Raw genomic sequence first — 14207 nt, forward strand, 5'->3', positions numbered from 1 at the left:
GCTTGTGGTGTGCGGAACCTTGCAGCATGCGCCGTTTCTTGCTGCCAAGGCCTTTGAATAGGAGTTTATGATGTATGTGAAACCCCTTCCTGTTGTTGATGCAGACAAGCCAGTCTCACGTCAAGTTATTGCCGATAGCCCCGATCTTATGGTCGTCGCCTTTCGGTTTCATGAGGTGGGTGCCGAAGGTGCCCTCCATAACCATCCTCACGTTCAGTCGACTTTTGTTGCGTCGGGCCGTTTCCGTTTCACGATTGATGGTGAAGAATTCGAGGTTAGCCCCGGTGACAGTTTTGTCATTCCCTCACAGGCCAAACATGGCTGTGTTTGTCTAGAGCCAGGTATGCTCATTGATAATTTCACACCACGCCGGGACGACTTCCTTTGATGTGCGTGCTCCCGTTGATGTCTCTTTGGCTTCATCGTGAGCGCAATTTTAACACCTGTTGCTTTTGGAATTGCCGTTGGCCGTTCCAAAATCCTCACTCACTAAGGACGATGATCCATGCTTACTGTTAAAACCACTCAGGCCGTAAATCCTGAATATGCAAAAACGCTCGACACTGCCGGTTTGCGCGACAAATTTCTTTCCGATGATTTGTTCACCGAAGGCGAAATTCGCCTGAACTACACCCACTATGATCGTATGATCGTTGGTGGAGCCGTTCCCAATGGTGCGAGCCTGACACTTGATCACGTTGCTGAATGCGGTACTCCTAGCATTCTGGATCGTCGCGAAATGGGTGTTGTCAATATTGGTGAAGCTGGCACAGTGTCTGCTGCTGGTACGGACTATGCCCTCAACCGTGGCGATGTTTTGTATCTGCCAAAAGGCGCTGGCGCCGTTACGTTCTCCGGTAAGGGGCGTTTTTACATCACCTCCGCTCCCGCGCACACCGCGTTGGCAGCAAAGCTGATTAAAATTGAAGATGCTGCCTGTGTTAAATTGGGTGCGCCAGAGACTGCCAACGAGCGCACTATCTATCAGTTCATTCATCCGTTGGTGATGGAATCCTGTCAGCTGGTTCTTGGGTATACCCAATTGCATGACGGTTCTATCTGGAACACAATGCCTGCCCATACGCACGACCGTCGCATGGAAGCTTATTGCTACTTTAATTTGGGTGACGATTCCCGTGTGTTCCACTTTATGGGTGATCCTGCCGAGACACGTCATTTGGTTGCCAAAAATGAAGACGTTGTTGTGTCTCCACCATGGTCTATCCATTGCGGTGCTGGCACCTCCAACTACACCTTTATCTGGGCAATGGCTGGTGACAATGTTGATTATACCGACATGGACTTTGTCGCCATGAAGGACCTGCGTTAGGCGGAATCAATAGCCTAGAGATGGGCTCGGAAGCTGGCTGTGCTTTAGCCAGCTCTCACTGAATTGGGTTGCCGGCAAATGATATCGTCGCGGTTTTGCCGGCAATACCTGTTCATACAGGGTGAGTCATTCCTCGTATGCCTGACTTGGCCGAGGTTTTGAAGCGTGATCCCCTTTGCTCAGGCCGACGAATTCCTAACCCATTCTCAAAGCGGTGAACCATTCTCCTTCGATCACCTTGATCAAGGGATTGCCGAATACTCAATTCTTTAAATGGAGCCAATGCTATGAATGAACAGTTTGATCTTACGGGCAAAATTGCCATCGTTACTGGTTGTGATACCGGACTTGGGCAGGGTATGGCTGTCGGCCTTGCCAAAGCTGGCTGTGATATTGCTGCTGTCAATATTGTTGAACCTGCCGAAACCAAAGCGCTCATCGAGGGCTTGGGACGCAAGTTTCTCGATATTCGTGCCAACCTGATGAAAATGGATGATATCCCTGATATCGTATCCAAAACTGTCGCTGAATATGGCCGCATTGATATTCTGGTCAATAACGCGGGCATTATTCGCCGTGAAGACGCCATTGAATTCTCAGAAAAGAACTGGGACGATGTGATGAACATCAACATTAAATCGTTGTTCTTCCTGTCTCAGGCGGTAGCCAAACAATTTGTGGCTCAGGGTGAAGGCGGCAATATTGTCAATATCGCTTCCATGCTTTCCTTCCAGGGCGGTATTCGTGTTCCTTCCTACACAGCCTCCAAAAGCGCTGTGATGGGTGTCACCAAATTGCTGGCCAATGAGTGGGCCAAGCATAACATCAATGTGAATGCGCTCGCTCCTGGTTACATGGCAACCAACAACACCGAGGCCCTGCGTGCGGATGCTGCGCGTAGTGCAGAAATTCTTGGCCGTATTCCTGCCGACCGTTGGGGACTGCCTGAAGATTTGGCTGGCCCTGTTGTCTTCTTGTGCTCGCCTGCATCGTCCTACGTCAATGGTTACACCATTGCGGTCGATGGCGGCTGGCTGGCTCGCTAAGTCACGACGCTTTAAATGTATCCCGGCGGCTCTTAGGCCGCCGGAGTGCTTTCGGTACAGGTTTTTGAGCCTTTGCCGCACCGACGCTGCTGCCAAGCAGGTGTTTGCCAGCCTGCCTTCTCGCAAACTGCATATTTGTGTGATTTTGCTTTGGCTACCCTTGATGATTTTGTGGCCGTTTGGCAAAATGCCGCTGCGCTGGACGTTGCCAAGCAATGGAAAGCTTATGGTGCCGGTGAAGTTGTTGACAAGGGGTGGTGTAAACCGTCTTTTGTTGACGGATAATGGTGTTCAGAATGTGCCGTCAGCTGCTAGGTTGAAACCCAAGGGAACCATCTGAGCCGGTGATTCCTTTGCTGCGGGATATTTCAATCGTCGCGCTTTTGGCGATCCACATGAAGGCGTTGCTTTGACAGCACATGGTGTTGCCGATCAGGTCATTATGCATCCGGGTGCTATAATCGACAAATCCGTCTGGACCCAAAGGAAATAGGGTGCTCTTTCTTCAACTTGGACCACCAAGGTGATGAGCTGACGTTTTGTCTCAATGGTTTGTTGCAATTCCTGCACTGACTGGAATTGCTTTTAGAAAAAAGGATTGATCATGCGTGATCAGATTTCCAGCATTTGTAAGGGTGTGAAGGTCATTCCCGTTGTTGTCATCGACGATGTTGAAGACGCTGTGCCATTGGCACGCTGCTTGGTCGACAATGGTCTGCCGGTTGTTGAAGTGACGCTGCGGACAGATGCTGCTCTGGACGCAATCAAGGCGATTGCTAAAGAGGTCAAGGATTGCATCATCGGGGTTGGTTCTATTGGTTCTCCTGAACAGTTGAATGCGGCTATCGAGGCTGGTGGGCATTTTGGTGTTTCTCCCGGCACATCTCCCAAGTTGCTGCGGGCACTGGAAAAAAGCGATTGGCCGTTTTTGCCCGGTTCTGGTTCCTTGAGCGAAATGATGGGGTTGCGCGAAGCAGGCTTCACCGAGCTCAAATTGTTTCCTGCTGAGATTGTGGGTGGTGTCGGCATGCTCAAGTCTGTTGCTGGGCCTGTTTCGGATATTTCTTTCTGCCCAACCGGTGGAGTGAAACCTGAAAATGCTGAAGAATATCTTGGGTTGGGCAACGTATTTGCCATTGGCGGCACGTGGATTGCTCCATTGCAAGATGTCAAAGACAAAAAATGGGACGTCATTGCCGCCCGCGCCAAAGCCGCGAGCACGCTTGGACAGGGTTGATAACCAGCCAATCTGGTAAAATAACACAATTCTGTAGGTCTTAAAGTGAGCCGAGATCGCCATATGTGCGGTCTCGGCTTTTTATTGTCCAGGTTTCAAATGGGCTCTATCCAAGTCAGAGCTTGTTGGGGCCTGTTACCCGTAAATAGATGAATCTAATCATAAGTGACCCATACAGGCAACTCGCCTATCCATGTTTGTGATGGCATAGCATGCCATGGCTGAGCAGGAGAATTTCGGCGAAACTTCACTCTTGGAAAGGGAGCCTCAAGGGCTTTGAGCCCTGCAGGAATAGGGTGGCATTGGTGGCTGGGCACAAATGTCGTTGATTTTTTGCGGTTGTTTTGCCGTCATTCGATCGCAAAATGAAATTTGGCTTGTTGTTCCGAGTGTGGGGCATGGGCCGAATAAAAAGCAATATCGTCCATATTTTTAACCAAATCCCGCCTTCCTTCTTGGTCCTATTCGATTGAGTATAGAAGGCGGAGGATTGGAAGAAACGCAAGGATCATTGTCGATGGTTCAGCGTTTTTGGGAGGAATGCTGGCTATTTAGCTGGTGCGGTGTTGTTTTGTCCGCTTCTTATTGCTCGATATTATGTCGGGGTTCCCCTTTGTTAGAGCGCTCGTTTTGTGCAGCTTCTTTCGATCTATATGGTGCGCTTAATGCGGTATCAACGCGCCATTTTTATTTTATCGCCCAAAATAAATGTCGCATTTGTTTTGGTTCTAAATCGATATTTCGCTGGCAAGGCATTGGAGAGGACTGCGCCGGTTTTGCAAAATTGGCGTTGTGTTTGGCTTGGAATTTGTCGTTGCGGGTGATGCGATCAACATCTTTTGGATGCTCATACAAGCAAGGGAGGACATCATGCTTGGACTTGGAAGATTCTTCAATACGGTAACAATGGGGGCTATGGCTTTGGCTCTTGGCGCTGCGTTTACCACGACGCCAACTGTCGCTGCAGACAAAGGCTTTGTCGGGATCGCGATGCCGACACAATCATCGGCCCGTTGGATTTCTGATGGTAGCAGTATGGTCAAGCAGTTCGAAGACGCTGGCTATAAGACTGATCTGCAATATGCAGAAGATGATATTGCCAATCAGCTGCGTCAGGTTGAAACCATGATCTTGAAAGGCGTTAACGTGCTCGTTATCGCGGCGATCGACGGCACGACCCTATCCAGCGCTTTGGACTTGGCTGCGGAAAGTGACATCAAGGTTATCGCTTATGACCGACTGATCCGCGACTCCGGCAACGTCAACTATTACGCAACATTCGACAATTTCCAGGTTGGTGTTCTTCAAGCAACGTCGTTGGTCACCGGTCTTGATCTTGAAAATGCAAAAGCGCCATTGAACATCGAATTGTTCGGTGGATCTCCTGATGATAACAACGCCTATTTCTTCTACAACGGCGCAATGTCTGTGCTGCAGCCATTGATTGACGACGGCAAGCTTATTGTTCAGTCTGGCCAAATGGGCATGGATCAAGTGGGTACCTTGCGTTGGGACGGTGCGGTTGCACAGGCGCGCATGGATAATCTGCTGAGCGCTTTCTACACCGACAAACGTCTCGATGGTGTGCTTGCTCCTTATGATGGTTTGTCCATCGGTATCCTGTCTTCGCTTAAAGGGGTTGGCTACGGTTCTGGCGATATGAAAATGCCCATCGTAACCGGTCAGGACGCTGAAATTCAGTCCATCAAGTCGATGATTGCCGGTGAGCAATATTCAACGGTCTTTAAAGACACCCGCGAGTTGGCGCGTGTGACTGTGGGTATGGTCTCTGCACTTCTGGAAGGCACAGAGCCTGAAATCAACGACACCAAAACATATGACAATGGCGTGAAAGTGATCCCTTCCTATCTGCTCAAACCAGTGGATGTGAACATTAGCAACTGGGAAAAAATCGTGATCGATAGTGGTTACTACACTATGGATCAGGTCAAATAATTTCCTCCAGAAGGAGGGGAGGAGGTTGTTGTCTTCTCCCCTCACTCTCCAAAATTGGGGTAGAGGCTGGATTGTTCCAGAGACAGATATGAGCATCATTCTTGAAATGCGAGGAATCACCAAGACCTTTCCCGGTGTGAAAGCCCTTAGTGATGTGAACATGGCCGTTGAGGAGGGAGAAATCCACGCACTCGTCGGTGAAAACGGTGCAGGTAAGTCAACTTTAATGAAAGTCCTTAGTGGCGTTTATCCGCACGGGGATTATGACGGCGAGATTGTTTATAAGGGAGACGTGCAGCGGTTTTCGGGCATCACTGACAGTGAAGAAAAAGGCATTATCATCATCCACCAGGAGTTGGCCTTGGTTCCTTTGCTTTCCATTGCAGAGAATATCTTTCTGGGCAATGAACGCGCCAAAAACGGTGTCATCAATTGGTCAATGGCACATGCAGAGTCAGAACAATTGCTCAAAATTGTTGGTTTGAAAGAGCCAACCAGCACGCTGATCACCAATCTGGGCGTAGGCCAGCAGCAATTGATCGAAATTGCCAAGGCTTTGTCCAAAGAAGTGAAATTGCTCATACTTGATGAGCCGACATCGTCTCTGAATGAGCAGGACAGTGCCGCTCTTCTTGAGTTGCTGCTGGAGTTCAAGCGGCAGGGAATTGCATCCATCCTCATTTCACACAAGCTGAATGAAGTGGTTAAAGTCGCGGACCGTATCACGGTTTTGCGCGACGGCCAGACCGTCAGCACGCTTGAGTGTGACAAAACTGAAGCGATGGAGAATAAGATCATTAAGGACATGGTCGGTCGTGAGCTGACCAATCGTTTTCCACCCCGCAAAGCCGAGATCGGCGAGCGCTTGATGGAGGTGACTGACTGGAATGTTCACCACCATATTCATGCAGACAAACATTTGATCAAAGATGTTAATTTCAATGTGCGCGCTGGAGAAATCGTCGGTATTGCGGGCCTGATGGGTGCAGGTCGGACCGAATTAGCAATGAGTATTTTTGGTCGCTCCTACGGCAAAAAAATCTCTGGAAATGTCAAATTGCACGGTCAGGCTATTGACGTCAGTACGATCAACAAAGCGGTAGAACAGGGCATTGCTTATGTCACCGAAGACCGTAAGCAATATGGCTTGGTGTTAGACAATACCATTAAATTCAACACCACCCTTTCAAATCTTGAAGCGGTGTCAAACGGTGTTGTCCTTGATGACAATGCCGAAATACGTGTGGGGCTGGACTATAAAGAAAAGCTCAATACGCGTTGCTCCGGTCTGCATCAAAAAGTGGTCAACCTGTCTGGCGGTAATCAGCAGAAGGTTGTTTTGAGTAAGTGGCTTTTCGCCAATCCGGAAGTGTTGATCCTCGACGAGCCGACCCGCGGCATCGATGTGAACGCGAAATACGAGATTTATACAATCATCAACCAGCTGGCCGAAGAAGGCAAAGGCGTTGTGTTTATTTCGTCCGAGATGCCGGAGTTGCTTGGCATGTGTGATCGCATCTACGTCATGAATGAGGGCAAGCTGGTTGGCGAGCTTCCTGCCGCCGAAGCCTCTCAGGAAAAGATCATGCGGATGATCATCAAGAACAATGGGTGATAAAATGGATAAGATGGTAAAATCCGCTTCGTCGGATGATACGCAATCGTCTGAAGGCAAAAGCAAAATTGGCGATTATTTCAAGGCTAACCTTCGTGAATACGGCCTTCTGCTTGCCTTGATTGTCGTGATGGTCTCGTTCCAGATCATGACAGGCGGCATTCTTATGAAGCCGCTGAATTTGACCAATCTGGTTTTGCAAAACAGCTATGTTGTCATCATGGCAATTGGCATGTTGCTGGTTATTGTTGCGGGGCATATTGACCTCTCGGTTGGTTCGGTCGTCGGCTTCATTGGCGCACTGGCCGCTGTGATGATCGTGAATTATGATATCAACTATATGGTCACGATTGTGGTGTGTTTGATTGTCGGCACAGCCATCGGTGCTGCTCAGGGGTTTTGGGTCGCCTATTACAAAATTCCGGCTTTTATCGTGACGTTGGCGGGCATGTTGGTGTTTCGCGGCCTGACGCTTGCTTTGTTGCAAGGGCAGTCGGTTGGCCCATTTCCTGTTCCCTTCCAGAAAATGAGCTCTGGCTTCATTCCCGATCTATTGGGCTCCGGTCGCCCGCATATTTTGACCATTGCTTTGAGCGTGGCTCTCAGTCTTTTTATTCTTTACTCAGCCTTCAAGAAGCGTCGGGAGCAGGCCAAATTCGGCACCGTTGATGAGCCTTATGCATTTTTCCTTGGTAAAAATATCCTGATCGTTTTTGCGATCAACTATCTGTCTTATGTGATGGCCGGTTACAAGGGGTACCCCAACGTTTTGATCGTGATGGCTGTCTTGATCAGCATCTACAGCTTTGTCACCACACGCACCACTATTGGTCGCCGCATCTATGCTCTGGGTGGGAATGAGAAAGCCGCCAAGCTGTCGGGTGTGAATACAGCAAAGCTGACATTTCTCACCTTTGCCAACATGGGCATGTTGGCGGCATTCGCTGGGCTGGTTTTTGCGGCCCGATTGAACACGGCGACCCCCAAAGGCGGGTTCACCTTTGAACTTGACGTGATTGCAGCGGTGTTCATCGGTGGGGCATCCATGTCGGGTGGGGTCGGTACGGTGATCGGTGCTGTGATTGGGGCGTTCCTGATGGGCGTTATGAACAATGGCATGTCGATTATGTCCATCGGTATCGATTATCAGCAGGTGATTAAGGGGCTCGTTTTGCTCGCTGCTGTGATTTTCGATGTCTACAACAAAAACAAAGCGCAGTAATCATCCGCGCTATCGCTCCCCTGTTGCTATAGGAGCGGGGCTGTGTCGGGGGCAGGATCTATCTGCCCCCGCTTTTCAGCAAAGTCATGAGCAGTGCCAGTTTTGATGTGCGCGTTAGAAATGCCGCAACAGCGTCGGCCTGTTTGGGCAAGAGAAAAATACATATGCGGTCAGGTGTTCGGGTTTTCATGATTAGCATTATTATCCATGTAATCGACCCGATAATCTCTAACTTTTTGCCGGCGATTAGCCAAATATCAGACACTACCGGCGGGGTCCCATGCGGCCCGTACCGAAGAAACAATGCCCTGTAAGAGCTATCAGATGCATCTCTATCGGGGCCAGTTTGGGAGGGTTCTGTCTTGCTGTCACACTTGCGAGAAGCGGTCTATCGGGCCAATATCGAACTGAATGACAGGGGCGTTGTCCTCTACACATGGGGCAATGTGAGCGCGATTGACCGTGAGCGAGGCCTTGTCGTGATCAAGCCTTCCGGTGTGCCTTACGAGACCATGACGGCCGACGATATGGTTGTTGTCGATCTGGAAAATAACGTGGTGTGGGGTGACAAGAAACCGTCATCCGACACCAAGACCCATACGGTTTTGTACAAAGCATTTTCCCAGATTGGTGGCATATCTCATACCCATTCTCGCCATGCGGTTGCATGGGCTCAAGCGCGCCGCGAAATTCCCTGTTTGGGAACCACGCAGGCTGACTATTGCGCCGGTGTTGTGCCCTGCACAGATCCATTGAGCATTGAGGATGTCACGCGCGATTATGAGGGCGCGACGGGCGAGGCAATTATACGCCGGTTTGAAGGCCTTGATCCTGTGGCTGTGCCGATGGTTCTTCTGGCTGGGCACGGGCCATTTGCCTGGGGCAAAGACGCGGACGAATCTGTGCGCAATGCGGTCATTTTGGAAGAGATCGCCCATATGGCGACGATTACGGCGACGGTCTCTAGTCCTTTGAAACCTCTGGAAAATTATGTGGTGGATTATCATTACCAGCGCAAACACGGGAAAGACGCTTGGTACGGCCAGCGTTGATTTTCATTTTGCATTTCGGTTCGGGAGGCACATTGGCCAACTGAAAATGCTGTTTGCACCATTGGGAGGATCTCTTGCCATGATCCACCGGTGCAGGACGCCTCGATTGCCGCGTGCAAGGCGAGGGATAGATTTAGAAAGGGCAAGACTATGTATGGATTGAAGCCGCTGAAATTTTGGTTCGTTTGCGGATCACAGCATCTTTATGGGCCGGAGGCTTTGGCGCAGGTTGGGGAGGGTGCCAAGACTGTGGCTGAAGGCTTGGCCAAGGACGGCCGATTGGTTCTTCCGGTCGAGTTTGCGGGTGTTGTTACTACATCCGATGACGTAACCGATGTTTGCCGGCGGGCGTCTGCCGACCCCGAATGTGGCGGTTTGATCATTTGGATGCATACATTCTCTCCTGCTAAAATGTGGATCCGCGGGCTCACTCAGCTGACCAAACCGTTGTTGCATTTGCATACCCAACTCAATGCGGCGCTGCCGTGGGAGTCCATTGATATGGACTATATGAATTTGCATCAGGCCGCCCATGGCGACCGTGAAGCCGGTTTCATGCACACCCGTATGCGTTTGCGACGCAAGGTTGTTGTGGGCCATTGGTCCGACAGTGATGTGCAAGACCGCATTGATGCGTGGATGCGTGCGGCGCGTGCTTGGCATGATTGGCAGGGCGCTCGTTTCTGTCGCTTCGGTGACAATATGCGCGATGTTGCGGTCACGGAAGGCGATAAAGTGGCAACCGAAATGGCCTTTGGATTTGGCGTTGACGGGTATGGTATTGGCGACTTGGTTGACCGTATGGCGGCGTTTACCGATGCAGAAGTCGAAGAGCGAGCTAATTCCTATAGTGAAGAGTATGTGCTTGTTCCAGAACTGGCTCCGGATGGAGCACAGCGCGCGGCATTGCTGGACGCAGCACGGCAAGACCTTGGCATTGAAGCATTTTTGCGTGAAGGTGGCTACAAGGGCTTTTCGCATAATTTTCAGGATTTGCACGGTCTGAATCAGCTTCCCGGTTTAGCACCACAGCGTATGATGGCGCAGGGCTTTGGTTTTGCTGGTGAAGGCGACTGGAAAACACCTGCTTTGTTGCGCGCCATGAAAGTCATGGGCCATGGTCTAACCGGCGCGTGTTCCTTCATGGAAGACTATACCTATGATATGACCCCAGGCGCAGAAGTTGTGTTGGGGTCGCATATGTTGGAGATTTGCCCAACCATTGCCGACGGTAAACCGCAACTTGAAATCCATCCTTTGGGTATTGGCGACAAGGCGGATCCTGTGCGCATGGTTTTCAATGCTCGAAAGGGTTCCGCGGTCAACGCCTGTTTCATTGATCTGGGCAACCGCTTCCGTTTGATCGCTAACACTGTAACATCGATTGATCATCCGGATCTTCCAAAGCTGCCTGTAGCGCGTGCTGTTTGGGAGTGCAATCCGGACTTTAAAACGGCCTGCACTGCTTGGATTTTGGCAGGTGGGGCGCATCATACGGCATACAGCTATGATGTGACGTCAGAAATGCTCGAAGATTTTGCCAATATCGCAGGCATGGAATTGGCGTTGATTGATGAAGAAACATCTCTTTCAAGCTTTAAACAAGATTTGCGGATGAATGAGGTCTACTGGCACTTGGCGAACGGTATCAAAGCTTAATTTGGAGCCAAATGCTTAAGCGGGTTTCGGCCCTGTCATGCAAATGGCAGGGCCGTTTTGATTGGGCAGTTGGTCTTGGGCGTCTATTCTAATTTTATCGCGCAGGCATGCACTTACGATTGGATGTCGAATTGCGGGATTTGAGCAGTGCCTTGTTGCGTCGGTTGGCTGAAACTGTCTTGCAACTTCTCGCCTTCAGCGCGGACAATCAACGCCAGACTGCGCTCGCGAAATGTGCGGGGGCTCATATTGGTGTGGCGGCGAAACACCCGGGAAAAATACAGTGGATCATCATAACCCACCATCTGCGACAGGGCTTTGATGGGCACGTTGGAAACCCGCAATACCTGCATTGCATATTGCATGCGCTGCCCGTCGCGCCATTGTACCACGCCTGTGCCGACATACTTGCGGAACAAATGAGACAAGCGGGAGGGGGAGAGGCAAACGTGGCTTGCTATTTCGTTGACGGTCAGTGGTTTGTCGAGGTTTTTTGAGATTAGCGAACAGGCCGAGAGCACGCGCTCATCAATCACCACTTCGGTTTTCTTAGATGCCCTGCTCATTCGGGCGCAGAATAGCAAAATATGTTCAAGCCGGTTAAAGGCGAGATCGACTGAAAGACCATCGGCCAGATCGGCCCATTTTTCCACCTCTACAAAGAGGCGGAACAACTCGCTAAATGGCACATCTTCACGGTGGCGCAAAATATAGACACCATTGGCTTGTTCTTCCCATTCGAGCCAAGGTTTCCAAAAAGCACGTGGCTGGAAATAGATCCATCGATGCCACCATTTGTCATGCCCCTCTTCGCGTCCATAAAGATGGCGGGCCTCGGGAGGGAAAAGGACCAGATCCCCCGGTTCGACAATGAAGGATTCGTCGCCCTCAAAGATGCGACCGGCACCATCTACTGTGAGATTGATAATCCAGCCTCGCATGCCGTTGGGGCGGTCAATGTTGAAATCGAGCGGCCCTCCGCGTTCTATGGGGGTGATGCCCGCGACAAGGCGGACGTCAAACTCAAAGCCGGGAAAGAGTGCCGCAACTTCGGTGTCGTAATTCTGAGGCGTTGTTCTGTAAGCCAGCTTGCTGAAGATCCGTTGAACTTGCGGGTCTTGCGCTGGGTCGAAATAAGAATGATCGTCCATGTCTCTAGCGGAATGCTGCATTGTGAAGTGTTAGGATCGTCCATAGTGTAGCTGATAAAATGCAGCAATGGAAGCGGTGTTAAAGGCGATGATTGAGGAGAATTATCCATAATATCCGCCTTGGTGTCGCAATGGCGTCGGCCATGAATAGGGGAGGGAATGTGATGAATGCAACGAAAGATGGCACTGTCTTAGGGCTTGATTTTGGCTCGGACAGCGTGCGTGCTGTGGTGGTCCGTGTCGTCGATGGGGAAGAGCTTTCTTCTGCCGTTGCCACCTATCCTCGCTGGGCAGAAGGTCGGTTTTGTGATGCCACACGCCAGCAATTTCGGCAGCATCCTTCAGATTATCTTGAAGCCATGACAACGGCGGTGCGTGATGCACTGGCGCAGCTTCCTTCCGATAAGGCCCCTGTTATCGGCATCGGGGTCGATACAACGGGATCGTCGCCACTACCGGTGACAGCAGACGGCACTGCCCTGGCGTTGAAAGACGGGTTCGGAACGGATCCGGACGCGATGTGTATTCTGTGGAAAGACCATACATCGGTTGCCGAGGCCAAAGAAATCAATGACCTTTGCCATTCGGGCCAGTTCCCGGATTATACCAAATATGTTGGTGGTATTTATTCGTCTGAGTGGTATTGGGCGAAAATTCTCAATGTGGGTCGCAAAAATCCAACGGTTTTCCGCGCTGCTGCCAATTGGGTTGAACTTTGCGACTGGGTGCCATCGGTTTTGTCCGGGGTCGATGATGCCGCCAAGATCGTTCGTGGCTGTTGTGCTGCTGGACATAAAGCGCTGTTTCATCCTGAATTTGATGGTCTGCCAAGCCGTGCATGGTTGCAGGCGCTTGATCCGTGTTTGGGTAACCTGACCACGCCGTTATTTTCGCAGACCCGCACCAGCGATCAGGTCGCAGGGTTTTTGACATCTGACTGGGCAGGGCGCTTTGGTCTCAATGCAGGTATTCCAATTGCCGTTGGCGCGTTTGACTGTCACATGGGGGCAGTCGGCGCGGGCATCCAGCCCTATTCGCTTGTACGCGTGATGGGGACATCCACCTGCGATATTCTGGTTGCGCCGCCTCAAGAGGTCAAAGACACCCTTGTTGGTGGCATTTGTGGGCAGGTGCCTGATAGTGTTTTACCCGGCTATACAGGGTTTGAAGCGGGACAATCATCTTTTGGCGATGTCTTTGCGTGGTTTGAACGTTTGCTTCAATGGGGTCATACGGGGCGTGGCCGGAGCGGCTCTCTGTTGTCTGAGCTGGAAAAAGAAGCCGCCGCTTTGCCGCCGGGAGCTTACGGGGAACGGGCATTGGACTGGTTGAACGGGCGTCGTACACCGGATGCAGATCAGACCGTTCGCGCCATGCTGTCCGGTTTGCATTTGGGGTCTACGGCACCGTCGATCTATCGTGCCTTGATCGAAGCGACGGCATTTGGCTCTCGGGCCATCGTTGAACGCTTTGAAGAGCAGGGCATACCGGTCAAAAGTGTCGTTGCCATTGGAGGCATCGCGCGTAAATCGGACTTTATTTCGCAGGTTTGCGCCGACGTTATGAACCGGAAAGTGGATGTGGTTCAATCGGATCAAGCCTGTGCACGTGGCGCAGCAATCTTTGCCGCGACCGCTGCTGGTGCCTATGAAGATATTCATGCGGCCAAGGATGCAATGCACAGCCCTGTTGAGAAGAGCTTTGAGCCCGATCCCGTGGCGCACGAAGCGTACAACGCCATTTATGCGGACTATCAACGCATGGGTGCTTTTGCCAATGACATTGCAGGCGGCCACGATTGAGCAACGAAACCTTGCTCAGCCGACAAGCCCGGATCGCTGTTGCGGTTCGGGTTTTGTTTGTTTGGTTGCCCCCGACTAGCAGAATGCATCCACAATGCGAACGAAGTGGGAGATTTCCTGTATGATAGCTGGTACAG

The 14207-nt window shown here is 51.0% G+C and carries 12 protein-coding genes; 11 read left to right on the top strand and 1 reads right to left on the bottom strand.

Annotated features, from left to right (window positions below; genetic code table 11):
• Positions 1-67: 67 nt before the first annotated feature.
• The 10 genes from C0081_RS18650 (at position 68) to araA (ending at position 11117) form a co-directional block, all read left to right on the top strand.
• A complete protein-coding gene (locus tag C0081_RS18650; protein WP_373237347.1) occupies positions 68-388 on the top strand; it encodes a cupin domain-containing protein in 321 nt (106 codons plus the stop codon).
• A gap of 117 nt (positions 389-505) precedes the next feature.
• Complete coding sequence (gene kduI, locus C0081_RS18655; RefSeq protein ID WP_101535366.1) at positions 506-1330, top strand: 5-dehydro-4-deoxy-D-glucuronate isomerase; 825 nt, start codon at positions 506-508, stop codon at positions 1328-1330.
• A gap of 287 nt (positions 1331-1617) precedes the next feature.
• Positions 1618-2376 carry a 2-dehydro-3-deoxy-D-gluconate 5-dehydrogenase KduD gene (kduD, locus tag C0081_RS18660; protein ID WP_101535367.1) on the top strand — a complete coding sequence of 253 codons (759 nt, stop codon included), beginning with the start codon at positions 1618-1620 and terminating at the stop codon, positions 2374-2376.
• 150 nt (positions 2377-2526) lie between these two features.
• A complete protein-coding gene (locus C0081_RS23725) occupies positions 2527-2661 on the top strand; it encodes a hypothetical protein (protein WP_280952894.1) in 135 nt (44 codons plus the stop codon).
• Positions 2662-2980: 319 nt separating this feature from the next.
• Positions 2981-3613: a bifunctional 4-hydroxy-2-oxoglutarate aldolase/2-dehydro-3-deoxy-phosphogluconate aldolase gene (gene eda / locus C0081_RS18675; protein ID WP_101535370.1), complete on the top strand. Its 633-nt coding sequence runs from the start codon at positions 2981-2983 to the stop codon at positions 3611-3613.
• A gap of 906 nt (positions 3614-4519) precedes the next feature.
• The gene (gene chvE / locus C0081_RS18680; protein WP_101535449.1) at positions 4520-5569 is read left to right on the top strand and encodes a multiple monosaccharide ABC transporter substrate-binding protein; all 1050 of its coding nucleotides are present in this window, start codon (positions 4520-4522) and stop codon (positions 5567-5569) included.
• 88 nt (positions 5570-5657) lie between these two features.
• On the top strand, positions 5658-7184 hold the full coding sequence (mmsA, locus tag C0081_RS18685; RefSeq protein WP_101535371.1) for a multiple monosaccharide ABC transporter ATP-binding protein: 1527 nt from the start codon (positions 5658-5660) through the stop codon (positions 7182-7184).
• Positions 7185-7197: 13 nt separating this feature from the next.
• Positions 7198-8406, top strand: coding sequence for a multiple monosaccharide ABC transporter permease (gene mmsB, locus C0081_RS18690; protein WP_101535450.1), 1209 nt, complete (start codon positions 7198-7200; stop codon positions 8404-8406).
• 362 nt (positions 8407-8768) lie between these two features.
• Entirely contained in the window at positions 8769-9458 is a 690-nt protein-coding gene (gene araD, locus C0081_RS18695; protein WP_101535372.1) for an L-ribulose-5-phosphate 4-epimerase AraD, read from the top strand.
• A gap of 150 nt (positions 9459-9608) precedes the next feature.
• Positions 9609-11117 (top strand): L-arabinose isomerase, encoded by a 1509-nt coding sequence (araA, locus tag C0081_RS18700; RefSeq protein ID WP_101535373.1) that lies wholly within the window; start codon positions 9609-9611, stop codon positions 11115-11117.
• Positions 11118-11230: 113 nt separating this feature from the next.
• Here araA and araC read toward each other — a convergent pair whose 3' ends face one another.
• Positions 11231-12268, bottom strand: a complete 1038-nt coding sequence (gene araC, locus C0081_RS18705) for an arabinose operon transcriptional regulator AraC (protein WP_180966962.1) — start codon at positions 12266-12268, stop codon at positions 11231-11233.
• A gap of 164 nt (positions 12269-12432) precedes the next feature.
• Between araC and C0081_RS18710 the strand changes: the two genes are divergently transcribed.
• Positions 12433-14070, top strand: a complete 1638-nt coding sequence (locus C0081_RS18710) for a ribulokinase (RefSeq protein ID WP_101535375.1) — start codon at positions 12433-12435, stop codon at positions 14068-14070.
• Positions 14071-14207: the final 137 nt, after the last annotated feature.

Origin of the sequence: Cohaesibacter celericrescens (assembly GCF_002866925.1) — a bacterium.
Classification (GTDB): domain Bacteria; phylum Pseudomonadota; class Alphaproteobacteria; order Rhizobiales; family Cohaesibacteraceae; genus Cohaesibacter; species Cohaesibacter celericrescens.